Raw genomic sequence first — 26,638 nt, 5'->3', positions numbered from 1 at the left:
TCATCTACATTCTACTTGGGTGGTTTGCGACACCATCGCAATACGGAGCCGTTTTGGGGAGGCACGTGTTCGACATCGTCCGAAGACAGGGGCATATGCCCCTTTTACTCGCGCTAGGTATCTGAGTCATATGGACGACTTATCGAAAAGTTTGAGTGCTGCCTTTGCGGCAATCAGCGCCTCGCCGTGGATCTTCTTTGCCGCTCTCGCTTTTGTGACCTTTGCTATCTGGAAAGCGTTTGAATGGGCATACTCAACCCGCTTGGCGAACTCGAAGAGTATAATCGAGGCTCAAGAAAAGCTTCTAGGTCAGAGAAATGCGGACGCGGTGATTGCAATGGAGGCAAGTACAAGGTCCCACGCCCAACGACGAGAGGATGACGCCCAGAGCGCGTTCAAACCCGATGCAATACCCGAGTCCGGAGATAGTGCAATATCCTTACCGAGTGGCGATACAGTACCTGAGCCAGATCTATATGTTTCCGAGCAGTTTACGCCCGATGTTGCGATGGCAGCAATCTCAGGAAAGACTATTCTACAAGCCAACGCTGCACTCAGTCCATATCTGGGTCGAAGAATGATCGTTGAGGGAGAAATTGTTCAGGTTAGTGAGCTCCCTTCGGAGCTAGCAATCTTTTTAAGGCTCGGAATAATTAAATCGATATACTGTTACTTCAAGGATTACGGAGAGGAACTGCGGCAGCTCTCGATAGATGACCGGATTCGGATTGACGGCCGTATAGTAAAGGTTGACAGTTTGGGGGTCGAGTTGAACGACTGTAGGCGACTGCCGTTGTTAAACTTTGATTAAGTTATCTAAGAATTTGGCGGCGGAGGCTAAAATAACTCGCAAAGCTTACTTACGACTGGTTTGGCTTGGCGGGATTGACCGACCACCGATGATATCCCAGCCACGGTCTTGCGGGAGGATCTTGACCATCGTGTCACCATCGAGTGTCACGAGGTATAAAAAGTTCCCAGATCTGTAGATTGCCTTATCGTTTCCAATGATGATCGGCCTTGCTGAATAGCGATGGCCGCCGATTGTCACGAGCGTGCTGCCCCGTGGGCCATCGAACTCAGTCTGAAAGCTGTTGTCCCCGAGCGCAAATGGCAAAATCAACGCCGTCATAAACGAAAGGAACATGTATGCACGGCGTGGGATATTAAACAGTTGAGCAGACCACCATGTTGTGCCGGTGAGCATCAAGAAGAATGCAAACAACGTGGTTGGTCGAGCTCCTATCTCACTTAGCCTCAATGCTGTAAAATATAAAAACCACAAAAAGATTAGAAGTCCTGGGAATTGCCATAGGAAGCCGATCGCTCGCTCTTTCCAAGTAGCGGGCGTGCTAGGAACCTCAACTTGTAAATTATGTAGAAATGCCGGTGACGCGAACATGTATGGGGCAGATGCGACCAAAACTATAAGCGCCAAGACTCCGACTGTCGTTAGCGCGTACGAAGCCGCGTGCATTACGTGGTCGGTTACGCTGAAGGAGGCAAAGTACGGCGAACCGACAGTCCAAAAAAAGCCTACTTCGATTGCAAACGTAATGACGTAGTAGGTGACAGTGATCGCAGCCAAAAATACTGGCAATCGGTCGAGGAAGTCACGCTTTGGTATCTCTCCACTCATCGTATCATCCCGCCACGATCCAGCGATTCGCTTAGCGCGACTGAAGCGCAAACTGAAACCGTGATCCAGATCATTAGAGCCGCTCACCCGAGCGGCGCAGCTAGCACACGATCCCGTTGACTGCAGCGGTGACGCTCTGACTGCGTCCGAGTTCGTTATCCTGCTGGGCGCCTTCCCAAAGCATGACGACAGGTCAGCGCTCTAGGCAGTGGGCCCACTGGCATCACAACGCCAAGCGAACTGGAACCGTATCGACGCGCCCTTGACCTCTGTCACGCTTGGAACGCCCACGGACGTGCACGGACACATGCAATCCGCTCAAGGTACTATCCAGCGTCCGTGGCCGTTCGCGCGGGACGCGGAGTCCCTGTTTCCAACCGATTCCAAACCAGCTTCTGGACAATATGCGGAAATTCGCAGGCTAGACCCGTATGCTGTTACAGGGTCGAGGCCTGTAACATGACCTGTAACGCGAAAACTCGCAGAAAACCGCCATTGTTACAGCGTTACAGGTGTTACAGGAGTCTAATAGGCAGTGGTGGTTGATGGGGTGAGATACGACCGCGACTAAGACCGTCGGTGGCATTCCGTGGGAGCCGTGACGCGACAGACTATGGCCGGCGACCTGTAACATGTAACACCTGTAACATTGGCGGATTTCTGCGGTTTTTGCCGTTACAGGTTGGTAGGATTTTGCGGAAAACAGGCCGTAATCCCGTGTGGGAGTGAGAAAGCCATGCCTTTTCACTATTTATCTGTGGTTTAGAAAGCAGAGCATTTGGTGGTGTCCGAACGCCTTATTTGGTGATCACGTCCCGACAATTATTGATGCTCAAGGGAGAACACTAACGCCCTGCCGCCAATGGAACCATATCCGATGTTTTCGGAATGGCGGCGTGGATCGTGACCGGATAGTCAGGTTAAAAGGGGTAGGACTTGAAACCGCAGGTTATTCGATTCATCGACGACTATTTCCGTGACATTGAGACCGGCGACGCCGGGATTTTTGCCGGAGCCGGTCTATCAGTGCCAGCCGGCTTCGTGGATTGGCGCGAGCTGCTACGGCCTCTCGCGAACGAAATCGACCTCGACATCATGCGCGAGTCAGATATGGTCGCGGTCGCCCAGTTCCACGTAAACGCCAACGGTATGAACCGCGCGCGCCTCCATCGGGCAGTTGTTGAGGCCTTCTCTAGCGACGCGGCGCCGACGCCGAACCATCGGCTACTTGCGCAACTGCCCATCACAACTTGGTGGACTACCAATTATGACAAGCTCATCGAGACGGCGCTCCGCGAGGCTGGCAAGATCGTTGACGTCAAATACACGGTGCCCCAGCTGGCGGTGACGGCGCCGCGGCGAGATGCCATCGTTTACAAGATGCACGGGGACGTCGAGCATCCCAATCAAGCGGTGGCAACGCGTGACGACTATGAGTCCTACACCGCGACGCGTGGGCCGTTTATCAACGCCCTTGCTGGCGACCTTGTATCCAAGACCTTTCTATTCCTCGGATTCAGTTTTACAGATCCCAACCTTGAGCAGGTCCTGTCCCGGATCCGGCTAACCTTTAAGCAAGACCAGCGGCGTCACTACGCTATCTTTCGCAATCGCAAACGGTCGACCGAGGACGACGACGCCACCTACGAGCACGCACGCGTTCGCCAACAGCTCGTGTTGACGGACCTCGAGCGCTACAACGTCAAAGCAGTACTGGTCGATGAGTACGACGAGGTGACCGAGATCCTAGAGGAACTCGTGAGGAGATATCGGCGTCGCACCGTGTTCGTTTCCGCTAGCGCGGCGGACTTTGCTCCCTGGGGAGAGGAACACGTGACACAATTCATGCGATCGCTTGGCTCGGCATTGGCCAGATCGGGCATGCGTATCGCGACCGGACTTGGACTTGGCGTAGGAAACGCACTCTTCACTGGAGCTGTAGAGGAGGTAATCCGGCGACGATTGGGACACATTGAGGACCTTATCGTCGCACGTCCGTTTCCGCAGGCGATCCCGGAAGCAGATCGAAAGGCAATGTGGGAGGCTTATCGACGCAGCATCATCGGCCAAGCAGGGGTCTCACTCTTTCTGTTCGGGAATAAGGAGGTCGGCGGGTCGGTCGTGACGGCAGATGGAGTCCGCAGTGAGTTTCTGATTGCTCGGGAGCTTGGTTCGGTGACAATCCCCATCGGCGCAACAGGCTCTATGGCAGCAACGTTGGCCGCGGAAGCCCTGGCGTCGCCCGCAGACATGTTGCCGTTGCTCGATGACAACGGCATCGCCGCTCTCACGAAGCTCTCTGCGCCAACCAACGATTTGCAGTCTCTGGTCCAGCCGATTGTGGAACTCGTCTCGACGCTGAAGGCCGGCCAGCGATGACGTTGCGGCAGAGCGATCTCAGGTCGGCGGCCACGCGGCAGACAACTCAAATTGCGCGGTCTGCGAGCGAAGCGACGCGCACTGGGCAGCAAACAGCTTTCCTGTGCCATAGCCATGCTGACCGAGAACTGGTCATCGGCACCGTTGAAACGCTCCGGTCCAGCGGTTGGAACGTGTACGTAGACTGGGCGGACGCGAGTATGCCTGCGATACCGGACGCCACAACGGCGTCGCGCATCAAGGAGCGGATCGTCGCGACCAACTGGTTCCTATTCCTTGCAACCACCAACTCCATGAGCTCGCGCTGGTGTCCTTGGGAGATCGGCTATGCCGACGGCAGGAAGCCAATCGACCGCATCCTCGTAATCCCGACAACGGACGGTCAATTCACCTACGGCAGCGAGTACCTCGGCCTTTACCGCAGAATCGATCGCTCCACTGACGGACTGCTCGCTGCGTACAGCCCCTCCAATGCCGGCGTGTACCTCCGTAACCTTTGACATCAAGGAACCGACGATATGGCCAAAAAATGCTTTCTCAGCTTCCACTACAAGGCCGACAACTGGCGGGTGTCGCAGGTGCGTAACATGGGCGTGATCGAAGAGCAGCCATTGTTGGCCGCAAACGATTGGGAGTCGATCAAGAAAAAGGGTGACAAAGCAATCGAGGAGTGGATCGACAAACACATGGCGGGCAAAAAGTGCTTGGTTGTACTTGTCGGCGAAAAGACAGCCGGGCGCCCGTGGGTAAAGTACGAGATCAAGAAGGCATGGAAGGACGGAATGGGCGTTGTGGGCGTGCGTATCCACGGCCTAAAGGACGCCGACGAAAAGCAGAGCAAAATCGGTGGCGATCCTTTTGCGGGCCTTACTGTCGACGGGAAGGCAGTGGCTGGCGTCGTCCACGACACGCCGTACTCGACCAGCACTAACGTTTACGACTACATCAAAAAGAACCTTGATGACTGGGTCGACGCCGCGATTAAGGCGCGCAAGTGATCATCGGCAAGCGGCAAGACCGACGGCTGAGTAAACGTTGATGGCGCGCCGAACGTTTTTCTCGTTCCACTACGAACCCGACTGTCGGCGAGCTTGGAATGTGCGCAACAGCTGGGTTGTAAGGCCCGCGGAAGAGAGAAGCCGCGGCTTCTTCGATGGCAGCGCTTTCGAGGAGTCCAAGCTCAACGGAGTTCAGGCACTCAAGGGCTTTTTAACGAAAGAACTTGCGAACACGTCCGTGACTTGCGTGCTCGCCGGCACCAATACGTGGGAGCGCCGCTGGGTCCGCTACGAGATCGCGCAAAGCGTGCTGAAAGGGAATGGCCTGCTGACGGTGAACATCCACGGGGTACGGGACATGGACAAGGGGACCAGCGTCAAGGGTTCCAACCCGCTCGACGCCATGGGCCTCTACCGGACAGATCAGGGCATCCACTTCGCCGAGTGGAAAGATGGGAAGTGGGTTCGCTATCTGGATCACACGGACTCGGTGGCCCAGGGCGGTCTCTGGTTCGCCGCCCCGCCCGACAATAAGGTAGTCGCGCTCTCGACGCATTGCTCCGTGCACGACTTCGCTGACGATAACGGACGGACGCTGATCGGATCGTGGATTGAGGCAGCCGCGATACTAGCAGGGAGGTGAAAGGCCGGTATTCGCTGCTGTAGCGCGGACTGTTGCGCGTACCTTGCCGCTCTTTTCACCTCATTAGATCTTCAGCGCGGCTGTGCGGAAATATGCGGGGATTTGTCCGGCGAATTACCCGGACGTCTCCACGTCGCGGACAATCACACGCTGCAGCCCGTATTCTCGATTATACCGCCGAGCCTTCGGCTCAACCTTCCACCCTGGCACCAGCCGCATAGCGCGGCCGAGCATCTGCGCGGCCTGCTGATTGTAGAGCCCGCGGTCCTTCTTCAGGCAGACGACCCAGATCTCAAGCAAACATGTCTCGTTCCGAACGATAGCTTTGCCGTCAGCGTCTCGGTCGTCGTCAACACTGCCACTGGTAATGGGCGTATCCAGCCATGCACCAATCTGACCTGCCTGCCCTTCATCCGCGCTCTCAACCTGAGCTGACTCTTGATGCTGAACCGCGATCGCCTGTGCAGCCGCGCCAGTTAGATAGAGTGGCAAGTCGCCTAATGGCTGCGCGGCACGCATGCCGCGGTAGAGTACGACGGCTTCGGCCCAAAGCTGGTCGACTTCAGCTCGCAGCCGATCAATATCGATCGTCTCGACGTGGCAGCCGATGGGCCAGAAACGACGGTTGCCGGTATCGTCTTTCAGAAATTTGAAGTCGTTGGTTGAGCCGCAAAATATCGATTGGCGCTGATATTCCTGCGCCCTTTTAGCATACGCAAGGCGGACTTTGTCCGTCTGCCGGCTGACGAACCCCTTGATGTGTCGGACGTCGGCGCGGGTAAAACCGGCCAGTTCCGGGATTTCAAGTATCCACGCCTTCTGCATCGCCTCGACCATGGCGCGGGTGTCTGTCATGTCTCCCTCGAGCTCAGCGGCCCAGTTCTTTGCCAGTGTGCTGATGAAGGTGGATTTGCGCCTCCCCTGCAGGCCCTGCAGGATCACGACATAGTCCCACTTGCAACCGGGCTCGAATATTCGAGCAACGCCCGCGGTCATCATTAGCCGGGCGGTGTCACGGCCATAGGCATCGTCGGGTGCGCCCAGGTAGTCGATGAACAGTCGCTCGACCCGCGGCGTGCCGTCCTCCAAGCTTGCGCGGATAGGTACTCCCGCACGGGGTGGAAGCAGTTCTTCTGGGCGACGACATTGATTGCCGAGCGCAAATCCCGGTCGGAAACTCTGATGCCGTACCCACCCTGGGTTTTGGGCGCCTCGATCAATCTGCGTAAGGAATCATCTTTGGCTTCGCTCCAAAAGTCACCGTTCGCGCGATCGCGCAATGTCCAAATCGAGCCGCCAAGTTGGACGAACGGTTTTGCCTGATTCTTTCGGTTCGGCGAACGGATGCCTGGCACGCCGCGCTGCACATTCTCCTGACTGAACTCGTTGAAAGCTATAACGCCTGCGGTTCGCTTATCGTTATCGAGAATGAGGTGGAGGTTGTGCAGGTTAGACTCGATGCTGCCCTTCTCGCTGACCGCCAGAAGAGATTTCCAATCCAGCGCCGGATCGGTCAGTCCGATGTCGAACACGGCGTCGTCCGACGCGCCCGTAATGGCGACGGGCTCGGCTGTAAGCAGCTCATCAAACTCGCCGCCCTCCGTGTTTGAAGTGGGCGTCGCTTCAACGGGCATGCTGACGTCGTCGAGATCATCAAGTTCAGCTATCGCAAGCGCCAGGTTGGCCGCATCCCGCTCCTCCAAATACCATCTGCGGATCGTTGCCATCGTGACGGGCTGCCGACGATTGCGGCCAAACCCCCGATACCGGCTCAGTTCGGCACGCAGACTGCTATCTTTCAGATGGCTTTCGGACTTGGCTGAGTAGCGCATCCACAGGTCGAAGCCTTCCTGCGCCCCGCCGAACTGATGATGCAGTGCTTGGCCGATCATCACCCATTTGGCGCGATCGTCCAGGATAGCTAGCGAAAGGGCGTCGAGCTCGTTTTCCATCTGCCCAGGCTTGAATGTCTTGGGAGGACACGCCTCGAAATCGAACGCCCCGGTCGATGCGACGCCCAATTCTTCGATCGCCTCAGCGTCGATGACAGGACCGCCACCGAACTCCAATCCATCCAGATCGTATTCGTGCTCCCAGCGGTAGGCGATTCCAGTGTTCGGATGGATCGACGGTGGTAAGGCTACCTGGCGCCCAGTTCCGAAGAGATCGATTTCCCAGTCGTACGTCCATCCACCGTTGGCCGTGCGGTGCTTAGTTTCGGACACGGCCAACTTGCGCCCGTAGAACGGCTTGTCGGTAAGGAAATGGAGGTGACGCGACGCACCGCCTGACCCGGACACGACGCACGGTAGTGTGTCACGAATGCCCGGAAACATTCGGTCGAACTCTTCCCACGCTTCGTCAGCAAGATCGGGGAACCGAATGTCGACGTCGAAGACATGGGCGTACATGCCGGCAACATGTGACGGTTCACCAGTCCGCAGGCCGACGTTCAGTCCGTCTCGGTACGTAGATTTCAACTGGTCGACAGTGGCAACAGGTAGCTCTGGCCAACCCCTACCTGCTGCGGGTTCTTTCGTTTTTTCCTTTAACCAGTGGACGGCAAACCCAGCGTCTCGGAGGGCAGTAGCCTGTGATAGAAATGAAGGGTGACGAACAACAGTAAAATGCTTGGGCGAGGTAGCCATAATTCAACTAAGCCTTGTGTCAGGCCCAGAATCTGCTATGTATCTCCGTGTGGACGGGTTCGCAGAATCCAGGGAAGCCGGAGCGGATTGATCCTCGCTCCGGCTTTCTGTTTTTAAGGGTCGACGAAGCCTTACGGCGTGATAATCGGCGACAAGTTCGGCAAGGCAAAGAGGCGCTTTCGCTGCGCAGCAGTTAGCCCCGCGAGGCCACCGATGATCACGAACTTGACCGTCTCGCCGGTGACCACGCAGTCCAACTCGGCCGCCCGAGCCCTTCGCCAGCCGATACAGCGGCTAATGCGCTGCCGATTGACCGTTTCGGCCTTGCCGATGCACTGGGCGACTTCCGGCGGCATGCCTTCTGCTTGCAGTTCGGCAATCCGACGCTGCTGCCACAGTGGCCATGGGATCATGCGGCGCGGCCTCACAGGGCACCTGCGTCGTCGGAAACGCACTGCAGGCGCGCAGACTTCGCGAGCGCCATGACGGTCGAGGCGTCGGCGTGGTCGCTATTCGCCGCAGCCGTAGGTTTCGGGGTCGCCGTTGGTTGCGTATCTGGTTCACTTGCCGCCTTCGCGGGCGTGCCTTCGAAGCCCTGCAGGCCCATCTGGCTGCCCAGCGCTAGCAGCGTAGCCGCGTCGCTCTTGACTGGTTGAGTCATGCTTCGATCTCCTGAATCTCTTCTTCGATCCGGGCGGTAGTTTCTGAGTAGCCTGCCCAATCCCAAGCGCCTCGTCCGGGGCCGGTGTCACAGAAGATATTCTGCCCCGCGGTTTTACTCATGGCGGCGCAAAGCATGGACGCGTTGCCTTCTACGTATGCCGTGGCCTGGCGGCTGTGTAAGCGAAGTGCATAGTCTTCAGCAGCGGCGAGACTCGCGAGTGCCCGACCAAACAGCGCGCCGGCTTCCTGGGCCGTAGCGAGCAACGGCGGCACTACCTCCGACCGGACGTGTTGGCCTTGCGCCCGCCGCCGTTCGGCTTGGGCATGCTCTACATCCTGCAGGGCGCCCGGTAGCTGCTTGTCCACGAACTCCATGATCCGGACGCAGGCTGCCTGCGCTTCGATCAACTCGGCACGTTTCGCGTCTGGCATTTGTTCGTGGAGGCGCGGTAGGCCCAGCACGTCGGCTTCCACGTTGACCATCCGCGCTGCGTCATCTGCCGCGCGGGCTAAGGCGTGGGCGTCGTTCTGGGTCTTAGCCGTGGCTTTCTTGGCCTGCAGGTTCTGCAGCCGCTCCTGCGGGGTCATGCTGCAGCTCTCATGCGTGCCGACAATACGGCTTCCAACCACGGCTGCGGAATGACGGTGGCTTTACCCTGAGGATGCACGCGAACAGGAGCCGGGAAGGTCCCTGCCCTTACCATTTCATATAGGGTGGGCTTCGAAATGCCACAGAACGCGGCGGCTTGAGCGGGTCGCAAGTACGGACCTCGCGGTTCAATATCTTTCCATGGTTGAACAGTAGTGGTCATGACAACTCTCCGACTCGGGTTTCCGATTCGGAGACATACACCACCGGCCTTGTTCAACCTAATATCCGTGGGCAAGGCTTCGCAGGGGTGGGGCAAGTTGATTGTGCATTCGCCAGCCCCGTCTTCTATTTCAACTTTGGGTTGAATTGCAGAATGTAGTCAGACCATTCATTCATCAACTTGCGACGTCGATCGAGAGCCTCACCACGGCGGTATGCACGTCTAACAGCAGACCCAATCACGTGTGCCAGTGATTCCTCCGATAGCTCGTCAGGGTAGCTAGTTTCGTCGGACGCCCAGTCTTTGAATGTCGATCTAAAACCGTGGACGGTGACGTTCACTTTCATTCGTCGCAACAACATGGCCATGGACATGTTCGACATTGGACGGTCCGGCTCCCCACCATGAAAAATAAAGTCGGTGGGTCCCCCACGCTCCATTCCGGAGATCAGTTGCTGAGCTGCGATTGAGAGCGGCACCGTATGCGGCCGGCCACCTTTCATGCGGTCAGCCGGTACGGTCCATAAGCTACCCTCAATCTCTTCCCAGCGAGCTCCGAGGACTTCGCCCGAACGGGACGCGCAATGAATCAAAAACGTCAGTGCCTTGGCTGCCATCGCAGGACGGCCGTCAAGCATCTGCATGAATGACGGCATCTCCGAGTAGGGGAGCGCGCGATGATGTCCGCGTTTCAGTTTGGACCTGAGGGGCAGCAGGATATCCAAATGACCGCGCCATTGCGCAGGGTTTGCGGCGTCACGGCTTCGTAGCCCACGGGCCTTCGCCGCGTTCAAAATCTTTTCGATCCGGCCACGAACGCGACCAGCGGTTTCTGGCTTGTCGGACCAGATCGGACGAAGCACGTCTAAAACGTGATCTGTCGTGATCGCATTGAGATCTAAGTCTGACAGACTGGCGGCATGGGTTTTTAGGCTGCTCCGCCATTGCTGCCGGTGTTTCTCATTCCGCCACCCATGCTCAACGGACGCGATGTAATCCTCCGCATAGCTGGCGAACGTTACTGATTTCGGAATGGTTGGCGATGTGCGCGCAGCTTCGCGGCCTGCAACGGGATCGATTCCGGCAGCGAGATGGTCGCGAGCGGCGCTAGCTAGGGTCCGCGCGTCCGCTAGCTTTACCGTAGCGGCAGACCCCAACCCCATCTCTCTCCGCTTGCCGTCCCATCGATAGATGAACGTCCAGCGCTTTCCGCCGTTAGTCGTCGACAGATACAGGCCACCCCCATCGGCGATCCGGCTGTTATTCTTCGCGTTCCGCACGGCTAACGCTGTGAGTGCGTTCGTTTTAGCCACCTGTGCCCCGATTCTCTGCCCTGATTCGAGAGCCTCTTTAGCACACCGTGGCCGATCTATATAATACGAAGCGCTCGGGAAGATCCTGCACAATCAAGGCAGTAGCTGGGTGCAATTCGCCGTAGATATACGGTGTCATACGATCAGTTCGACGGACACCTCTTCCGCCAAAAGCGCGGTGCCTAGTTGGCTTTCCCCGGCGGAACGACCGGTAGGAGAAGCGGCGCGACGGGGACGCCGTCTTCGACCAACGCCCTGGCTTCGGCGAGACTGGCTTGTCCGTGGATCGTCGCCTGTTTCTCATCACCGAGGTGCATCGCGCGGGCGCGGTCGGCAAACGTCGTGCCGACCCATTCCGACGTTTCCAGTGCCTTGGCCTGCTGGGTGGCAAGCATCTTCATCGCGGCCTTCACTGCCTCCGGAGTCGGTGGCGGCGGCCTGCTGTTGCTCTTGGCCGAGATTGCCGGTGCCATCACCGCCTTGGTAACGGCACCGTCGTCGCAGATCGGACAGCGGACGTGTCCGGCCGATCGCTGGCTTTCATAGGCGTCACTGGAGCCGAACCAGGCTTCGAACACATGCCCACCGCCGCAGCGGAGATCGAAGACGATCACGCGACGGTCGATACGGGCGGGATCGTCCGACGGTGCGCTATTACCGGAATACGCGAGCGAACCTGGTCGACGCGGGCTAGATCGATCTTCGCGAACGCCAGTCCCGCGGCCTCGCCCATGTCGAGCAGGACGTCTCCCCAGGGATCGACGACCAGCGAATGGCCATAGGTCTCGCGTCCGTCCGCATGAACACCGGTCTGCGCCGCTGCCACGACGAACGCCCCGGCCTCGATCGCCCGTGCGCGCAATAGGACATGCCAGTGCGCGGCGCCGGTCGGCTGGGTAAATGCTGCCGGCACCGACAGGATCGTCGCGCCGGCGTCGCTCAGCGCACGGTAGAGGTCAGTGAACCGAAGGTCGTAGCAGATCGACGTGCCTAGCTTTCCCGCCGGCGTGTCGATCACGACGGCCGTGTCGCCACCGACATAGGCCGAAGATTCGCGCCAGCTTTCGCCGCTAGGAAGGTCGACATCGAACAGGTGAAGTTTGTCGTAGCGCGCGCGAACGGCGCCCATCGGGTCGATCACGAACCCACGATTGGCGAACTTGCCGTCCGGGCGCCGGACCGCGAGCGAGCCGAGATGCACCCATAGGCCGCCTTCTGCCGCCGCGCCGCGAACAGCGGCCAATACCGGGTCATCCGCTTCGGCAACGATCGAGGCCGCCGCGCGCGAGCGGTCGCGGTCGATCAGCCCCGACATTTCGGGCGTGAACAGCATCGACACGCCTGCTCCGGCGGCCTCGGCTATCGCGCTTACCAGCGTCGCCGCGTTGACGGCGGGATCGATCCCGCTCGTCATCTGGAGGACGCCGATCTTCGCCATCAGGCGAGCAGCGGGTCGAGACCACCCTTGGCGTCGAGTGCGGCGAGATCGTCCGATCCGCCGATATGCTTACCGTCGATGAAGACCTGCGGCATCGTCATGCGGCCGCCCGACCGCTCGACCATCTCGGCCTTTTTCGGACCACCCATCGTGACGTCGAACTGCTCGGGCTCGACCCCCTTCGATGCGAGGAGCTTCAGCGCGCGCGTGCAATACGGACAGAACGCCTTGGTGTAGATTTCGACTTTAGCCATAGCCCGGGAAATGTGGTCTCGGTCCGAACTTGTCAATCGTCGGCAGCCGACGAAAGGACACGCGCCCAGCACAGGATCGTGACCGACCGCGCACCTGCCTTCAACAGCACCCGGGTACACGCGTCGGCGGTGGCACCGCTCGTGTAGATGTCGTCGACCAGCGCGATCGCCCGCCCGCGTACCCGGTCGGCAGCCGATACCGCGAAGGCGCCCGAGACGGCCTTGGCACGCTGGCGACCCCCGAGTCCGCGCAATACGATGGTCCGCCGCGGACGGACGAGAACGTCGCGATCGTGCGCCACGCCTGACGACTTGGCGATCGCGTCGGCGATCAGTGCGGCCTGATTGAAACCGCGCGTCCATATCCGCCAGCGGTGCAACGGAACCGGCACCAGCAGATCGACATCGGCGGGCAATAGCCGCCTCATCTGGCGCGCCATCGTGTCCGCGAACGCGATCCGCCCGCCGTATTTCAGTCTTAGCGCAAGATCTCGCGCAACCGGTCCATAGGCGACTGCGGCGCGAACGCCGGCGTGGCGCGGCGGTTCGGCGAGGCACGCCGCACACAGAACGCCTTCCCCGCGGTCGAACGCGAAGGGAAGATTGCACCCGGCGCACCACGGCGGTCCGAGAAATCGCATGCTGGTCCAACACACACCACAGAACCGATGATCTTCGGCAACCGGTACGCCGCACCCGGCACAGCGCGGTGGCAACGCGAGCCCCGCCACATAGCGAAACGGGGCGAACATGCTCATCCAGCCCCCTCGTGCCGCAGCCCTGCCCCTTGTCGGGGGCACGCGACCGCGGCACAAGCGAAGACGTGTCCGATATCGTTTCAGAAAATTCCGCCCCCGAGATCTTCGACCGCTCCGCGCGCCGCGCCCGCCGGGACCGTGCCGCGCCGCGCTATGCCGAGCATGATTTCGTGCGGGCGACGATGCTCGACGGGATTGCCGAACGGCTCGATGCGGTGACGCGGGACTTTACCGATATCCTCGATCTTGGCTGTTTCGACGGTGCGCTCGTCGCGCCACCAGGTGCGCGGGTGGCACGCTGCGATGCCGGCTTCACCTTCGCCGCCACGTCGAACGGCGTGCAGGCCGACGAGGACCGCCTTCCCTTCGCCGACGCGTCGTTCGACCTGGTGGTGAGCGCAGGCGTACTCGATCAGGTGAACGACCTGCCCGGTGCACTGTCCCTCATCCGCCGCGTGTTACGCCCCGATGGCCTGTTCCTCGGCGCGTTCGTCGGCGCGGGAAGCCTGCCCGCCCTGCGTGGTGCATTGCGGACGGCGGAGAGCGAGCGCCCCGCCGCGCGGCTTCACCCGCAGATCGACGTGCGATCCGCGGGCGACCTCCTCATGCGCGCGGGGTTCGCCTTGCCCGTCGCGGACGTCGAAACGCTGGACGTAGGGTACCGCGATCTAGGCCGACTGTTCGGCGACCTGCGCGGGATGGCGGCCAGCAACATACTCGCGCAGCGCCAGCCGCTGGCGTCGGGCACGGTCGGTCGGACGATCGCTGCGTTCGCGGATTCGGCGGACGATCGCGGCCGCACCCACGAGACGTTCCAGATCGTGTTCCTGACAGGCTGGTCGCCCGACCCCTCGCAGCCGAAACCGGCAAGGCGCGGTAGTGCGACCGCATCGCTGGGCGCCGCGCTCGGACGCGGCGATCACGGCAAGGTCTAGGCGATCAGCCCTTCGCCCTGGGCACCGCGGGCCAGGATCATGCCCATCGCGTCGAACAGTGAATCCATCGCGACCGGCTTGAAGATGACCTCGTCGGCGCCGGCACCGAGGCAGCGTTCGCGCAGGTCCGGCGCGATATCGGCGGTGACGACGATGATCGGGGTCCTCGCCTTTGCATCGCCACGCGCGCGGATGTGTTCGATCGCAGTGATGCCGTCCATGCCCGGCATCCGCAGGTCGACGAGTATGATCGCGAAATCCTGCTCGTCGATGATTTCGAGGCCGCGTTCCGCGCTTTCCGCCTCGACCATCGCGACGCCTGCGACATCGAGCATATCTCTGACGACGCGGCGGTTCATCCGGTCGTCTTCGATGAACAAAACGTTCACCGACGCCTCCGCGGAATGTCGATCGGCGGAAGATACATTGCAGTCATGACGCGGCCTCTACGCCTCATGCCGCATGCGATACAAGGTCCACTTTTGCGTTGTTTTCCGAAACCGATCCGCCGAACATGGCTGCAACCAGCGTGCTGCCGGTGACCGGTTTCGCGATCACGCGCGTGATCCCCGTCTGCAGCAGTTCGGTAAGCTCGGCTTCGGCCGAGACCGGCCATAACAGTGTCGTCTCGGCACCCGAGACACGGGCCGCGTCTGCGATCCTCGACAAGCCGGCTAGCGCTTTGCCGTCGCCACGAATTGTCGCGTCGTCGATCAGGATTCGATCGACATTGCCGTTGCCTAGGTGATCGACGGCGTCGTCGACCGTTGCCGCGAAAACGACGGGTCCGCCGTGTGGCGCCATCAACGTCCTGAACATGCTGCGCGTGATCGGGTTGCGATCGACGACCAGCGTGATCGGTCGCGTATCCGTTTCGACGGCATCGACCACGGCCGTGTCGGCCCGGACCACCGGCAGAACCAGCGTAAAGGTCGCGCCCTGCCCCACGACGCTGCTGACGGACACGTCGCCACCCATCGCGCGCGCGAGATTGCGACAGATCGACAACCCGAGCCCGGTCCCGCCAAACTGGCGCGTCGTTCCGGGATCCGCCTGTTTGAACGATTCGAAGATATCCTCGATCTTGTCCGCCGGAATGCCGATCCCTGAATCGCTGACGGCAACGCGCAATCGATCGTCGTCGCCGACCTCGATGTTCAGCGCGACGTGCCCGGCCTTGGTGAACTTTAAAGCGTTGGACAGCAGGTTGAACACGATCTGGCGTACCCGTGCGGCGTCGCCCATGATCATCGAGGGGCAGCCATTGAGCGTGACCGTAAACGACAAGCCCTTCGCGCGCGCCTGTTCCTCCCACATCCGCGCGGCGTCGGTCACGGTGGCGCAGACGTCGAACGGAGCGGTCTCGATCGTGAGGTTGCCCGTCTCCATCTTGGCGACGTCGAGGATGTCGTTGACCAGCGCGCGCATCGTTATTCCCGCACCGTGCACGACACCCAGCCGATCGCGTATGTCCGCCGACAGGTTCGGATCCGCCAACATCACCTGTGTCATGCCGAGGATACCGTTCAACGGGGTTCGGATCTCATGGCTGGTCGTCGCGAGAAACTCGGTCTTGGCAGAGAGCGCCTTGCCCAGCGCGCTGTTGGTGATGGCGAGATCGTCGTTCGCGGCGCGGACCTGGTCCCGACTGCGACGGATAGTGACCAACCCGATCGCCAGCAACGCGATCACGACCGCGACCGCCCCACCCGCTCCGAAGAATATGTGACGCTGCGTTCGCGCCTGTGCGCGCTCGAACGCGATGCCGCGCTGCAGTTCGCTCGCCTTCAATTGGCTGATCTTCAGTTCCTGGTTCGCGAAATCGAACCGTGCCGCCATCAACGCGGTCTTCGTATCGGTGGCGAGCTTCGTCCCGGCGTCGTCCAGTCGCTTCAGCGCCTGGAGGTGGACCAGTGCCGACCCGGCATCGCCCGTTGCCTCGAAGATGTCGTACGCGGTCTGGTGGAAGTCGCGGTACGGCATTCCCGTCGTCTTCGGATCGATCCCGACGAGTGCGCTTTCGATCAACCGATTTGCCCGCGGCAGGTCGCCACGTTGCAACGCCAATTGCGCAGCGATCGCCGTCAGACGTCCGGCAAGACTGGGATCGGAAGGGTCGGCCATCGCCCGCCCGTTCGCGATCGCCCGGTCCGCCAGCGTCAGATTGCCGAGCTCCAACTGCACCCGCGCGATGTTCATGTAGATCAGTTCGAGCAGGTTTCGGCTGTTGAGCTGTTTGGCGAGGTCGAGAGCCAGTTTGAACTGTTCCGCTGCCTTCTTGTACTGATGATCCTCTGCAAGGACCAAGGCGCGGTTGTTATAGACCGACACCGCGATATTGACGTCGCCCTGATAGATATCGAGCGCCTGCTGATAATAGCGATCGGCGGTCTGGGGTTCCTTGGCCTGCGTATAGAGCATGGCGATGAAGACCAGCGCGCGCGACTGCCCCCTGGGATCGCCGAGTTTCCGATAGATGGTAAACGCCAATTGGTAATCGATCAGCGCGCTGCCGACATGACCCTGATAGCTGTCCAACCACCCCATCGAGATGAGCAGGTCGGCGTGAAGCTTCGACCTCGGCTGATAGCGCTTCACCGACGCGAGCGCGCCCCGGATCAGCGGATCCGCCTTGTCCGGGTCGTTGATGCGGAGAAGGGCCTCGCCTTGCAACCACTGCGCGGTGGCGATCGCAACGCCGCGCGCGTGCTCGCTGGCGATCTGCGCGCCGTAGCGTTCGGCGACGACCGCCTTCGGCAACGCCTTTGCCGGGTCGACCAGCATCGTCGCATTGGCGTCGGCAACGGTCGCCTCGTACCGGCCGACCGCGACGTCGGGCACCGGAACGTCGGCCGGCTGCGCGGACACCAACGAGAAGGCCACCGCAAGCGACAAGGCCGCGGCAGCCAGCGCTACGATCCACCGATACATCATCGCGATCAGCCTCGCTGCCAGACGGTCGCCAGTCGATTGAACGGCGCGCGTATATCCGCTGCCATCTCCCGGTATTTGCCGTCATCGAGGAAATGGATCAGCGCATCGAGATTGATCGGCCGGCTGATGAGAAACCCCTGAATCATGTCGCAGCCCATTACCGACAGCAAGGCCATCGCGGCCTGGCTCTCGACGCCTTCCGCAACGACCTCCATCTCCAGCGCGTGCGCCAGATCGATCGTCGAGCGGACGATCAGCGGGTCGCGATTCGAGCTGGTGAGCTGCGTGACGAACAGCTTGTCGATCTTCAACTCGCGCGCCGGCAATTGCTTGAGATAGGCCAGCGACGAAAGCCCGGCCCCGTAGTCGTCGATCGCGATGACGATCCCGATATCGGCAAAGACCTGGAGGTTGGCGATCGCACTGTCAGGATCGCGGATGACGGACGTCTCGGTGATCTCGAACCCGAGTTGGGCGCCGCTAGACTCGACCAGCACACACGCACGTCGGACGAAGCGCGCGTCCGCCAGAAGTGCGCCCGCGATATTGATGAAGATCCGCAGGTCGTGGCCTTGCTCTGCGAGAACCTTCTGATCGGCGATCGAACGACGGATCGTCCACAGCGTCAGCGCGACGATATCCTCGGATTCTTCGGCCAACGGGATGAAATCATTGGGCAGCACGAGTCCGCGCGTCGGATGGTTCCAGCGGACCAGCGCCTCGACGCTCGTCACCTGCTGGCGACGGAGGTGGACCTTCGGCTGGTATTGGAGGAACAATTCCTCCCGCTCGATCGCGCGCGTAAGATCGAGCGACAACTCGGCACGATCCATTGCAGCCGGACTGCCGGTTACGTCCCGTGCGATCGCGACTCGTTCGGCGCGGGCTTCGCCCAAGGCATGCTCGGCCTCTTCGATCAGGAGAACCTCGTCGCGGTGTGCCGCCGCCGCCGCGGCGCCGAGCCGGATATGCACGACATAGGGTTCGCCATCGATATCGAACGGCTGTTCGAATGCCGCTTCCACGGCTGCGATGGCGAGGTCGAGCACCAGACGCGCCTCGCTTTCGAAGGCGATTTCCACAGTCTCGCGGCCAGCGACCATGATTCTCGCGCCGGGCAGCGCTTGGGCGATTCGCGCGGTCACGTCGACGATCAGCGTGTCCGCCCTCGGCTTGCCGAGATGGCGTCGCAGCACGGGAAAATTGGCGATCTCCGCAAGCATGAGGAACCGCCACGACGCGTGAGCCGCGTGGTAAACGGCGTCGCGCGTGCGCTCGACCGAAGGTCCGAAATCGTTCCGTCGCGTGTCCGCCCCCGCTGGGCTCACCTTGATATTCGCGTCCGGAATGTCCCTCATTCCACCGGGATAGGCTGGACGCCTAAATATACCCTTAACCCTCTATCCCGCTCGCCAGCCAAGAAATGGTTAACAACTTACAAATCTAATTGTTTAACGACCCGTTAAGATATATGCGGAAACGGCACCCATTGGGTGTCAATAAGGGAGTAAAACATGCTGAATTTCATTATCGCGCTCGTCTATGGCGAACACATTCGCCCCTGGTGAATGACTAAGTCGGTCCGGACGCCTGTGGCACGTCGAATAAGGGCGGGTTTCGGTGTTCGGGCCGACACTCAAGCTTGGCTTTAGTAAGATATGTTACACCTACGTGACGCTATGGGTGCGGACCCTCGCGCGTAGTTGCGACTTCGATCTGCGCGCGCCTTGAGGATTTGAGACTACAAATATCGTAACGAATCAGACCTGCGAATAGACCGCTGGGTACTGATGAACGGCATGGCGCCTGCTGACAGAGACAGGACGATCGCATTTACCGTGGCAACGGACGCAGCGCTTTACGGCGTCGCGCTTAGGCAGCCGATAAAGCATCCGGCCGCGCCTGAGCCGATGCGGGGTTTGAGAACCGCATCGCATCGTCGACCGACCCGAACTTCAGCGCCATGACATCCAGGGCGTAGTTTTGATTGAGCTTCCACGGCTTGCGCTCGCCCTGGATGGGAAGCGACGCGGCGGCGCGCTGGACATAGCCCGACGTGAAATCCAGGAACGCTTCGCTATTCATCGTCGGATCGTCGTTATGCGGGGTCGCCTGGCGCAAACCTCGCTTGGTCATCGTATTGAGCAAGCGGCACATGTAGATCGCCGTCAGGTCCGCCTTCAGCGTCCACGACGCATTGGTATAGCCGAAGGTCGAGCACAGGTTCGGCACGCCGTCGAACATCATGCCCTTGTACTGGAGCCGCCCGGCGAGCTCGATCGGCTGGCCGTCGAGGCTGAACGCGACGCCGCTCATAAGTTGCAGTTCCAGCCCGGTCGCGGTGACGATCACGTCGGCGGGCAGGTCCTTGCCCGAATCGAGCCGGATGCCCTCGGACGTGATCCGCGCGATCGTGTCAGTGACGATCGAGGCACTGCCTGCGTTGATCGCCGCGAACAGGTCGCCGTCGGGGACGAGGCAGACGCGCTGGTCCCACGGATTGTAGCGCGGCGTGAAATGGGTCGCGACGTCGTAGTCGGGGCCGAGATGATCGCGGACCATCCCGATCATCCGCTCCTTCATCTTCGCGGGCTTCTTGCGCGCGAGCCGGTAGAAAAACATGCCCATCAGAACGTTCTTCCACCGCGTGATGCCATACGCGGCCTTCGACGGCAGCTTCCCACGCAACCAGTTCGCGACGCGGTCCTCGCCGGGTCGTGCGACGATGTACGTCGGCGAGCGCTGGAGCATCGTCACGTGCGCGGCGGTCTGCGCCATCGTCGGCACCAAGGTGACCGCGGTCGCGCCGCTACCGATCACGACGACGTTCTTGCCGGCATAGTCGAGGTCTTCGGGCCAGAACTGCGGATGCACGATCCGCCCGGCGAAGCTGTCGGCGCCCTCGAACTTGGGCGAATACGCCTTGGCGTAGTTGTAATAACCCGCGCACATCGACAGGAAATTGCAGGTCAGCGTCACCAGTGCACCGTCAGGTCCGGTCGCCTCGACCGTCCAGCGGGCGTCCTCGGTCGACCACGCCGCCGACTTGACGTGATGACCGTAGCGGATCTTCCGGTCGATGCCATATTCCCGCGCCGTATCCTCGACATAGGCACGGATCGAGGGACCGTCAGCGATCGACTTGGCAGCGGTCCAGGGATGAAAGGCGAACCCCAGCGTGTGCATGTCCGAATCGGAGCGGATGCCGGGATAGCGGAACAGGTCCCACGTCCCGCCCATCGACTGACGGCCTTCGAGGATGACGTAGCTACGATCCGGGCAACGGGTCTGGAGATGGTAGCCGGTGCCGATCCCGGAGATGCCGGCACCCACCACGATCACGTCGACATGCTCGGCCATGCTGCATCCCCTCGCCCCGGCGTTACGCCGTAGGTTTCATAACCGAACCTATCTGACTCCGTTCCGAACTCAATAGTCCTTCGAATATTTGAGGCTGGCGCTCTGGCCGCCGCTCGATCCCGCCGCCGACAACAGGCTCAGGGCCCTAGTCAGCGCGATCTCGAGCTGCGTCGAGGTGAAGCCCTTCGCGTCGGTGACGATCTCCACATAGATGTTGTCGGTCAGGTACTTACCTGCCGCCAGGCTGGTGCCGCGCCCACTCGCTTCGTCCGCGCCGAGCACGCGCAACCGGTCGAACCCGGTCGCCGAGCGCAGCTTGCCTAGCGGGTTGAGGCCGCCACCGCCCGACCCGCGCAGCGAGTTGAGTGCGGATGCCAGCTGGATGGCCTCAGTTGCCGACAGGTTCGCCGGGCTCGCCCCGAACAGCAGGCGGCTGAGTACCTCGTCCTGCGGCAGCGTCGGCGTCGAGGTGAAGGCGATCTGCGGCCGCTGACCCGTCCCCGTCACGTTGATCACGACGGTGATGCCGTTGGTCGTGGTAGTCGCCTGGATGTTGATGTCCGGATCGGTCAGCGCACCGCCACGGAAACGGATCTGGCCGCGATTGACCTCGAACCGCTTGCCCGAGAACGAGTAGGTGCCACGAACGATGTCGAGTCCGCCGGTGACGATCGGTGCGGCGGAGGTACCGCCGATCCGCATGTCCATCTCCCATTCGGATTCGAGGCCCATGCCCGACACGAACAACTGGTTCGGCGCACGCACGCGGAGGTCGAGCTTGAACAGGCCGACCGCTGGCGCTGCCGGACGATCGGTCGGTCGCGCGACGACGACGTCGCTCTTGCGCCGCACGCCGGTCAGCTCGGCCACTTCGGCCTGCCCTTGGCGAATGATCTGATACCGCGCTTCGGGGATCTGGAGATCGCCCTGGATCAGACCGCCGTCGCGACCATTGGTGAGATGGATCGTGCCGCTCGTGGTGGCGCTGATCGCATCGCTCTTGGCGAGCTGCGCATTGTTCAGCGTCGCGCGCAGATCGATCGGGAAGCCGCTATCGGCTGCAAAACCGATCGAGCCCTGCGCTTGCACGGTACCGTCTCCGGCCTTCGCACTGAGTTGCGTCAGTTGCAGGTCGGTGTTCGAGAACCGCCCGGCGATCCGCATCTGCGACAGTCGCGTCCCATAGGTCTCGTTGTCGTACGTCAGATTGTCGGCACGGACGACGCCGTTGAGTTGCGGTGCCTGCAGACGCCCCGAGAAATCGGCGGCGACCGCGATCGGGCCCGACAGCTGCTGGTTGGGGATTGCCGCAAAGCTGAACAGCACCGCGGACGGACCGTTATAGCGGATGCCGCCCGACAGCGGCGCGGCCATCAGGCGCGTACTCCACGAACCCCTGCCCGCTGGCAGCGGCCGCAGGTTCGCGACCATCCGGCCGATGACGGACGTCCCGCGACGGACCAGTGCACGACCCGTGCCGCCTTCGCCGCCAAGCGTCCCGGCAAACACGATGTCGACGGGGTCGGAGACGGCGGCGAGGCCGGACCGCGTGAAATTGGTGACGGTCATGCGTGCGTCGGCGGTCGGCAACGCGGCCGAATTCGCCTGCGAGAAGTCGAGGCTGCCGGTTGCCTTGCCACCGATCCCGAGGTTCGGGACCAGCGCGGACAGCGTCGACAGGTCGAGGCGATCGAGCCGGACCTGCGCGTTCGTGCCACGACCATAGCTGCCAGCCAGGCGCGCCGAACCGCCACCCGCTCCACCGAAGTCGATCCGGGTCGGCGACAGGCGGTATACGCCTCCCGCGGCCTGGATGCGCGCCGGATTGACGGTGCGGAAATCGATTCCGTTCGCCTGGCCCTGTGCGGCGACGAGGTAGTTGTTGGGGCTCAGCTTCGCGTTGACGGCGAGACGGAACGGAACGCCGTTCGACCCCGTCAGCAGCGCCTGCGCGGTGCCGTTGCCGCCGACGTAATTGACCTTCGCACGCGCCGCCGAAAGGACGATCGCACCGTAACGCATGTCCGCAATCTGCGCGTCCGCCACGATCTGCGGCGTCGGCGTCAGTACAGCACTGGCCGAGACGATCGCGCGGCCGATGGTGAAGTCGACCATGCCGGGAATCCGGGCACCGTTGGCACGCGCCGCGACGTCAGCCCGCTGATAGCCACCCTGGTTGGCAAGCCGGACATTACCCGACAGACCCTGCCCCGCGAACCGGAGTGCACCCGCGAACGGACCGGCCGCAGTCTGGACGACGCGGCCACTGCCAACGATCCCGGCGAATACCACGCGGCGCACATCTACCGCGAGCTGCGTACCCGGCGTCACCAGCACATCGGCGGTGAACGGCCCGTAATTGGTGCCGCCGCTCGCCGTGACGGCGTAGGCGCCACCGCGGCCGACGATCCGGGCGTTCAGGTTCACGAGTCCGACGCCAACGCCCGGACGCGGTGCGCGCAGGACGACGGCGGGTGCGGTCGCGCTACCCGTTACGCGTGCGGACAGCGGGCCGTAGACGGTGGAATACGCGTCTGCATTGACCAGTACCGCGCCCGTGGCAGGATCGAACCGGCCCTCACCGCGCGTCACACGGAACTTTGGCGCGTTCATGCGGAGATTGTGGAACGTGACGATGCCCTCGGGACTGTAGCCGATGTCCGAACGAACGATCGCGTTGCCGCCCAGGAAGCTGCGCGCGCCTTCGTTGAAGATCTGCGAGGTCTGCGCGACGATCCGGCCGGTGATCCCGAAGCCGCCGTTCGGCCCCGGTACCAGCTTCGCGTCGGTCGTGAGATTGACGATGCCGATGCCGTCGACGCGGTAATTGTTGACCCGCCCCTTGAGCGCGCCGGTGTAGCGCCCGGTCGCCATGTTCGCGACCACGACCGCAGTCGCGTCGATCTTGTCCGAGCGGATCTTCAGGTTGTCCGAGAGGACGTTGACGCCCGAAATCGCGAAATCGCCATCGATCGCGACGTTGGTCGCAAGACCCCCAACCGCCGCGTTCAAGCCGGTCACGCGACGCGCCCGCGCCTTGACCGGCACGAGAATGCGATCCGAGTTCACACGGGCAAGGCCCTCGGCGTAGAGGTTCTCGACGCCCATATCGCCGAACGAGATCGTCGCCGCGCGAACCTTATAGTCCACCGTCGGCGTCGCGAACGCACCGTCGAAAACGACGCGCGCCGTGACGTCGCGACCGCGCAGGTTCGGCAGGATCGCCCCCGGCGTCAGCAGCTTCGCATTCACCGCGAAATTGCCGAACCGGCTGTTGGAGAGATCGATCAGGCCACCAGCGTCGACTGCCAGCGCGTCCGACTTCAGCGTCATCCGCGTATCGGCCTTGCGGTCGTTCAACGTCGTATCGATCGCCACGTCGAGCTGTGGCGCGGTCAGCCGCTCGACCGGTCCTTCGAGATACAGGCCCGGACGCGTCGACCCGCGCACCTGGATATGCCCGTTCTTCGCGGTCAGCCCGAGGTTCGCCAGTTGCCCGCCGCCCAGAGTCGCAATCGCTCGCCCCTGCCACGAAGCCCAACTGCCGCGACCATCGACGGTCGCAGTCAGCGGCGCCTTCAGCGAACCCATCGTCGCGACCACCCCGCCAACGGGTGCGGTCAGCTTCACGTTCACGTCGAGCTTGTTCTGCTCCGGCACCGCATTGAGCTTCAGCACCAGACGATCGCCACCTGCGATCCCCGGCCCCGTCAGCGCCGCCGCGTTGGTCGTCAACTGCGCGCGCTTGTCGGCGATGTGTACCGCGCCGTCGATCTTCACGATATGCGTCTGGCCGGTCACCGGCTTGGCGATCAGGAAGCGGTCGATCACCAGCCGGTTCACGTCGATGTCGAGATCGGGCAGCAACGGCGCGTTCGGATCGCTCGGCGTCGCGTTCAGCACGGGGCGGCGCTGCAACGTGACCAACGGCGTCGTCAGCGAGCGCACGTCGACATGGTTCCTGGCGAACGCGAACGGGCGCCAGTCGACGGCCAGCTTCGGGCTCGTCAGGAACACGCCCTTGGGATCCGACACCCGCACATCGCTAAGCGTCATCGCGCCGTAGATCGAACCGTCGATCCGCCCGACCTTGATGTTCAGCCCCGACGCGGTCGTATACCCGCCGATCTGGTCCGCGACGAGCCGCCGGCCGGGATCGGTGTTGATCCCGAACAGCACGATCAGCACGAGCGCGATCAGGCTCACGACCAGGATCGCGAGCCACTTCAGGATGCGCTGCCACAGCGGGCGCCGCTCGACAATGACGGTCTGCTCGACCGGGACCTGCTCAGCAGGAAGAGTGCCGTTGTCGGCCATCAGAATGCCTGCCCGATCGAGATATAGAGCGCGACCTTGCCGTCGCCCTCGCGTGGATTGAGCGGCGTTGCGATATCGACGCGCATCGGCCCGAAATTGGTATAGAAGCGCCCGCCGATGCCAGCGCCGTAACGCAGCGAGGACAGGTTCGGCGGTGCTGCTCTCATAGCTGTTGCCGGCGTCGATGAACGGCACGATGCCGAAATCGCCGAACCGGTAGCGCGCTTCGAGCGCGAACTCGTTGAGCGAGCGCCCGCCGACCGGATTGCCGTCGGGATCGAACGGCCCGAGCCGCTGATAGCCGTAGCCGCGCACCGATCCGCCGCCGCCGCCGTAATAGCGCCGCGATGGGGCCAGATCGTCACGATTGACGCCCTGGATCGAGCCGGCCTTGGCGCGACCGGCGATCACGATGCTGCTTGAGACGGGGTAGTAGAACGTCCCCTCGATCATCGTCCGGATGTACGGCTTCACCGATCCCTGCACCGACGTTTCCGGGCTGAGGTTGAGGGTCAGGCGGAAACCCTTGGACGGATTGAGCAGGCTGTCCGACCGATCGAACCGCACCTGGCCCGGTAGCGCGACGATGCCGTAGGTCCGCCGCACGCTCTCGCCGCGACCGAAATCATAGACGCTCTCGTTCGTCCCAACGAGCTCGCCACCGTAATAATAGGTCAGCGGCTTTTGCCAGATCGGCGTCGAATCATAGCTCCAGCGTACGCCGACGCTGGTCGTGAACGCCTCGTACGCGTCGTAGTTCGAATGGTTCGCACCCGCTGTGACGCTGAACGTGCGATCGCGGCGACCGGCGTTCGCGCGGCGGAACGTGCCCGACAGCCCCTGCTCCTGCGTACCCGCGATCACGGACCCGATCAGCGCGCCCTCGTACGGGAACCGGTTGCGGTGCTGCCACGTCCCCTCGGCACGGAAGCCCTGCCCCGTCGAATAGCCGAGATTGCCGCCGAGCGTCCGGACCTTGCCCGCGCTCTGGCGGACCAGCAGGTCGACCTGTTCGGTACCGTCGGCGTTGAGCGTACCCGTCCGCACCGGTTCCACCGACACGGTCGAGAACATCGACGTCGCGACGAGTGCATCGCGCAGATCGTCGGTCATCCGGTTGTCGTAGAGATCGCCTGCCTTGAACCGCGGGAAAACGTTCAGATGCTTGAGGTTGAAGACAGGATCGCCCTCGGTGCGCAACTGCCCGAACGACGACCTAGGACCCGTGTCGACGGGCAAGGTGTACGCGCCGGTCGGGGTCTGGTCGTCGAGCAGAATGTCGCGCTCGCCGACCTTGACGAACGGATAGCCGCGTTGTGGCAGGACGAGGCTGACATTCGCCTCGGCGCCTTCGACGCGCGCAGCCTCGATCGGATCGCCGACCTTCAGCGGCAACTGCGTCCGTACCAGATCGGGCGGTGTCGTCGCGTTCGCCTGCACGGTGACCGACGACAGTGAATAGAGCCGGCCGGGCTGCGCACTGACGGTCGCGCGCAGGCGACCCGCCTTGGTCGTGTCGGCGTTGGGGATCGTCTCGATCGTCGAAA

General features: G+C 61.9%; 23 protein-coding genes and 1 pseudogene. 6 read left to right on the top strand and 18 right to left on the bottom strand.

Features of this window, described 5'->3' with window-relative positions; translation table 11 throughout:
- The first annotated feature begins 130 nt into the window (after window positions 1-130).
- On the top strand, window positions 131-811 hold the full coding sequence (locus tag QFZ54_RS03795; protein ID WP_307084572.1) for a hypothetical protein: 681 nt from the start codon (window positions 131-133) through the stop codon (window positions 809-811).
- Window positions 812-856: 45 nt separating this feature from the next.
- On the opposite strand, the gene QFZ54_RS03790 is transcribed toward QFZ54_RS03795, so the two are convergent.
- Window positions 857-1,639, bottom strand: a complete 783-nt coding sequence (locus QFZ54_RS03790; protein ID WP_307084571.1) for a hypothetical protein — start codon at window positions 1,637-1,639, stop codon at window positions 857-859.
- 936 nt (window positions 1,640-2,575) lie between these two features.
- Between QFZ54_RS03790 and QFZ54_RS03785 the strand changes: the two genes are divergently transcribed.
- Genes QFZ54_RS03785 through QFZ54_RS03770 form a run of 4 tightly spaced genes read left to right on the top strand, consistent with a single transcriptional unit; the run spans window position 2,576 to window position 5,659 of the window.
- The gene (locus QFZ54_RS03785; RefSeq protein ID WP_307084569.1) at window positions 2,576-4,018 is read left to right on the top strand and encodes an SIR2 family protein; all 1,443 of its coding nucleotides are present in this window, start codon (window positions 2,576-2,578) and stop codon (window positions 4,016-4,018) included.
- Window positions 4,015-4,518, top strand: a complete 504-nt coding sequence (locus QFZ54_RS03780) for a toll/interleukin-1 receptor domain-containing protein (RefSeq protein ID WP_307084567.1) — start codon at window positions 4,015-4,017, stop codon at window positions 4,516-4,518. Before QFZ54_RS03785 ends, QFZ54_RS03780 begins: the two co-directional genes overlap by 4 nt.
- An 18-nt stretch (window positions 4,519-4,536) precedes the next feature.
- Entirely contained in the window at window positions 4,537-5,016 is a 480-nt protein-coding gene (locus tag QFZ54_RS03775) for a TIR domain-containing protein (RefSeq protein ID WP_307084565.1), read from the top strand.
- Between the two features lie 40 nt (window positions 5,017-5,056).
- Window positions 5,057-5,659 (top strand): TIR domain-containing protein, encoded by a 603-nt coding sequence (locus QFZ54_RS03770; RefSeq protein ID WP_307084562.1) that lies wholly within the window; start codon window positions 5,057-5,059, stop codon window positions 5,657-5,659.
- Window positions 5,660-5,773: 114 nt separating this feature from the next.
- Here QFZ54_RS03770 and QFZ54_RS03765 read toward each other — a convergent pair whose 3' ends face one another.
- The 11 genes from QFZ54_RS03765 to QFZ54_RS03720 form a co-directional block, all read right to left on the bottom strand.
- Window positions 5,774-6,748, bottom strand: coding sequence for a virulence-associated E family protein (locus QFZ54_RS03765; protein WP_307084561.1), 975 nt, complete (start codon window positions 6,746-6,748; stop codon window positions 5,774-5,776).
- On the bottom strand, window positions 6,658-8,307 hold the full coding sequence (locus QFZ54_RS03760; RefSeq protein WP_307084559.1) for a bifunctional DNA primase/polymerase: 1,650 nt from the start codon (window positions 8,305-8,307) through the stop codon (window positions 6,658-6,660). Before QFZ54_RS03760 ends, QFZ54_RS03765 begins: the two co-directional genes overlap by 91 nt.
- 131 nt (window positions 8,308-8,438) lie before the next feature.
- A complete protein-coding gene (locus QFZ54_RS03755) occupies window positions 8,439-8,720 on the bottom strand; it encodes a hypothetical protein (RefSeq protein ID WP_307084557.1) in 282 nt (93 codons plus the stop codon).
- An 11-nt stretch (window positions 8,721-8,731) separates the two neighbouring features.
- Entirely contained in the window at window positions 8,732-8,968 is a 237-nt protein-coding gene (locus tag QFZ54_RS03750; RefSeq protein ID WP_307084555.1) for a hypothetical protein, read from the bottom strand.
- Window positions 8,965-9,558, bottom strand: coding sequence for a hypothetical protein (locus QFZ54_RS03745; RefSeq protein ID WP_307084553.1), 594 nt, complete (start codon window positions 9,556-9,558; stop codon window positions 8,965-8,967). Before QFZ54_RS03745 ends, QFZ54_RS03750 begins: the two co-directional genes overlap by 4 nt.
- Window positions 9,555-9,782, bottom strand: a complete 228-nt coding sequence (locus QFZ54_RS20335) for a helix-turn-helix transcriptional regulator (RefSeq protein ID WP_162236740.1) — start codon at window positions 9,780-9,782, stop codon at window positions 9,555-9,557. The genes QFZ54_RS03745 and QFZ54_RS20335 overlap by 4 nt, the downstream gene beginning before the upstream one ends.
- A 125-nt stretch (window positions 9,783-9,907) precedes the next feature.
- Entirely contained in the window at window positions 9,908-11,095 is a 1,188-nt protein-coding gene (locus QFZ54_RS03740; RefSeq protein ID WP_307084551.1) for a tyrosine-type recombinase/integrase, read from the bottom strand.
- A 182-nt stretch (window positions 11,096-11,277) separates the two neighbouring features.
- Window positions 11,278-11,709, bottom strand: coding sequence for a DUF1178 family protein (locus tag QFZ54_RS03735; RefSeq protein WP_307084549.1), 432 nt, complete (start codon window positions 11,707-11,709; stop codon window positions 11,278-11,280).
- Window positions 11,706-12,533, bottom strand: a complete 828-nt coding sequence (locus QFZ54_RS03730; RefSeq protein WP_307084547.1) for a carbon-nitrogen hydrolase family protein — start codon at window positions 12,531-12,533, stop codon at window positions 11,706-11,708. Before QFZ54_RS03730 ends, QFZ54_RS03735 begins: the two co-directional genes overlap by 4 nt.
- Entirely contained in the window at window positions 12,533-12,787 is a 255-nt protein-coding gene (gene grxC / locus QFZ54_RS03725) for a glutaredoxin 3 (protein ID WP_128454613.1), read from the bottom strand. The genes QFZ54_RS03730 and grxC overlap by 1 nt, the downstream gene beginning before the upstream one ends.
- Before the next feature lie 32 nt (window positions 12,788-12,819).
- On the bottom strand, window positions 12,820-13,545 hold the full coding sequence (locus QFZ54_RS03720) for a ComF family protein (RefSeq protein WP_307084544.1): 726 nt from the start codon (window positions 13,543-13,545) through the stop codon (window positions 12,820-12,822).
- 65 nt (window positions 13,546-13,610) lie between these two features.
- On the opposite strand from QFZ54_RS03720, the gene QFZ54_RS03715 reads away from it, so the two are divergent.
- Entirely contained in the window at window positions 13,611-14,480 is an 870-nt protein-coding gene (locus QFZ54_RS03715; protein WP_307084543.1) for a class I SAM-dependent methyltransferase, read from the top strand.
- Here the strand turns inward: QFZ54_RS03715 and QFZ54_RS03710 are convergent.
- From QFZ54_RS03710 to QFZ54_RS20330, 6 genes and pseudogenes are all read right to left on the bottom strand, one after another.
- The gene (locus tag QFZ54_RS03710; RefSeq protein ID WP_307084542.1) at window positions 14,477-14,869 is read right to left on the bottom strand and encodes a response regulator; all 393 of its coding nucleotides are present in this window, start codon (window positions 14,867-14,869) and stop codon (window positions 14,477-14,479) included. The two genes, QFZ54_RS03715 and QFZ54_RS03710, sit on opposite strands and share 4 nt — an antisense overlap.
- Before the next feature lie 64 nt (window positions 14,870-14,933).
- Complete coding sequence (locus QFZ54_RS03705; protein WP_307084540.1) at window positions 14,934-17,414, bottom strand: ATP-binding response regulator; 2,481 nt, start codon at window positions 17,412-17,414, stop codon at window positions 14,934-14,936.
- A gap of 5 nt (window positions 17,415-17,419) precedes the next feature.
- A complete protein-coding gene (locus QFZ54_RS03700; RefSeq protein ID WP_307084539.1) occupies window positions 17,420-18,772 on the bottom strand; it encodes an EAL domain-containing protein in 1,353 nt (450 codons plus the stop codon).
- Window positions 18,773-19,286: 514 nt separating this feature from the next.
- Window positions 19,287-20,774, bottom strand: a complete 1,488-nt coding sequence (locus QFZ54_RS03695) for a flavin-containing monooxygenase (protein WP_307084537.1) — start codon at window positions 20,772-20,774, stop codon at window positions 19,287-19,289.
- A 69-nt stretch (window positions 20,775-20,843) separates the two neighbouring features.
- Window positions 20,844-25,091 (bottom strand): translocation/assembly module TamB domain-containing protein, encoded by a 4,248-nt coding sequence (locus QFZ54_RS03690; protein ID WP_307089249.1) that lies wholly within the window; start codon window positions 25,089-25,091, stop codon window positions 20,844-20,846.
- Window positions 25,092-25,295: 204 nt separating this feature from the next.
- A pseudogene (locus tag QFZ54_RS20330) lies at window positions 25,296-26,165 on the bottom strand (autotransporter assembly complex protein TamA); the annotation flags it as partial.
- Window positions 26,166-26,638 lie beyond the last annotated feature (473 nt).

Source organism: Sphingomonas faeni (assembly GCF_030817315.1).
GTDB classification, from domain to species: Bacteria; Pseudomonadota; Alphaproteobacteria; order Sphingomonadales; family Sphingomonadaceae; genus Sphingomonas; species Sphingomonas faeni_C.
The sequence above is the reverse complement of the archived record's forward strand: the minus strand, read 5'-3'. Positions and strand labels throughout refer to the sequence as shown.

Coding starts and splice junctions, on each gene's coding strand:
- QFZ54_RS03750 (WP_307084555.1), bottom strand. CDS start 8,968: ATGACTCAACCAGTCAAGAGCGACGCGGCTACGCTGCTAGCGCTGGGC.
- QFZ54_RS03775 (WP_307084565.1), top strand. CDS start 4,537: ATGGCCAAAAAATGCTTTCTCAGCTTCCACTACAAGGCCGACAACTGG.
- QFZ54_RS03705 (WP_307084540.1), bottom strand. CDS start 17,414: ATGATGTATCGGTGGATCGTAGCGCTGGCTGCCGCGGCCTTGTCGCTT.
- QFZ54_RS03730 (WP_307084547.1), bottom strand. CDS start 12,533: ATGGCGAAGATCGGCGTCCTCCAGATGACGAGCGGGATCGATCCCGCC.
- QFZ54_RS03745 (WP_307084553.1), bottom strand. CDS start 9,558: ATGACCCCGCAGGAGCGGCTGCAGAACCTGCAGGCCAAGAAAGCCACG.
- QFZ54_RS03780 (WP_307084567.1), top strand. CDS start 4,015: ATGACGTTGCGGCAGAGCGATCTCAGGTCGGCGGCCACGCGGCAGACA.
- QFZ54_RS03720 (WP_307084544.1), bottom strand. CDS start 13,545: ATGAGCATGTTCGCCCCGTTTCGCTATGTGGCGGGGCTCGCGTTGCCA.
- QFZ54_RS03770 (WP_307084562.1), top strand. CDS start 5,057: ATGGCGCGCCGAACGTTTTTCTCGTTCCACTACGAACCCGACTGTCGG.
- QFZ54_RS03695 (WP_307084537.1), bottom strand. CDS start 20,774: ATGGCCGAGCATGTCGACGTGATCGTGGTGGGTGCCGGCATCTCCGGG.
- grxC (WP_128454613.1), bottom strand. CDS start 12,787: ATGGCTAAAGTCGAAATCTACACCAAGGCGTTCTGTCCGTATTGCACG.
- QFZ54_RS03690 (WP_307089249.1), bottom strand. CDS start 25,091: ATGGCCGACAACGGCACTCTTCCTGCTGAGCAGGTCCCGGTCGAGCAG.
- QFZ54_RS03760 (WP_307084559.1), bottom strand. CDS start 8,307: ATGGCTACCTCGCCCAAGCATTTTACTGTTGTTCGTCACCCTTCATTT.
- QFZ54_RS03790 (WP_307084571.1), bottom strand. CDS start 1,639: ATGAGTGGAGAGATACCAAAGCGTGACTTCCTCGACCGATTGCCAGTA.
- QFZ54_RS03700 (WP_307084539.1), bottom strand. CDS start 18,772: ATGAGGGACATTCCGGACGCGAATATCAAGGTGAGCCCAGCGGGGGCG.
- QFZ54_RS03795 (WP_307084572.1), top strand. CDS start 131: ATGGACGACTTATCGAAAAGTTTGAGTGCTGCCTTTGCGGCAATCAGC.
- QFZ54_RS03755 (WP_307084557.1), bottom strand. CDS start 8,720: ATGATCCCATGGCCACTGTGGCAGCAGCGTCGGATTGCCGAACTGCAA.
- QFZ54_RS20335 (WP_162236740.1), bottom strand. CDS start 9,782: ATGACCACTACTGTTCAACCATGGAAAGATATTGAACCGCGAGGTCCG.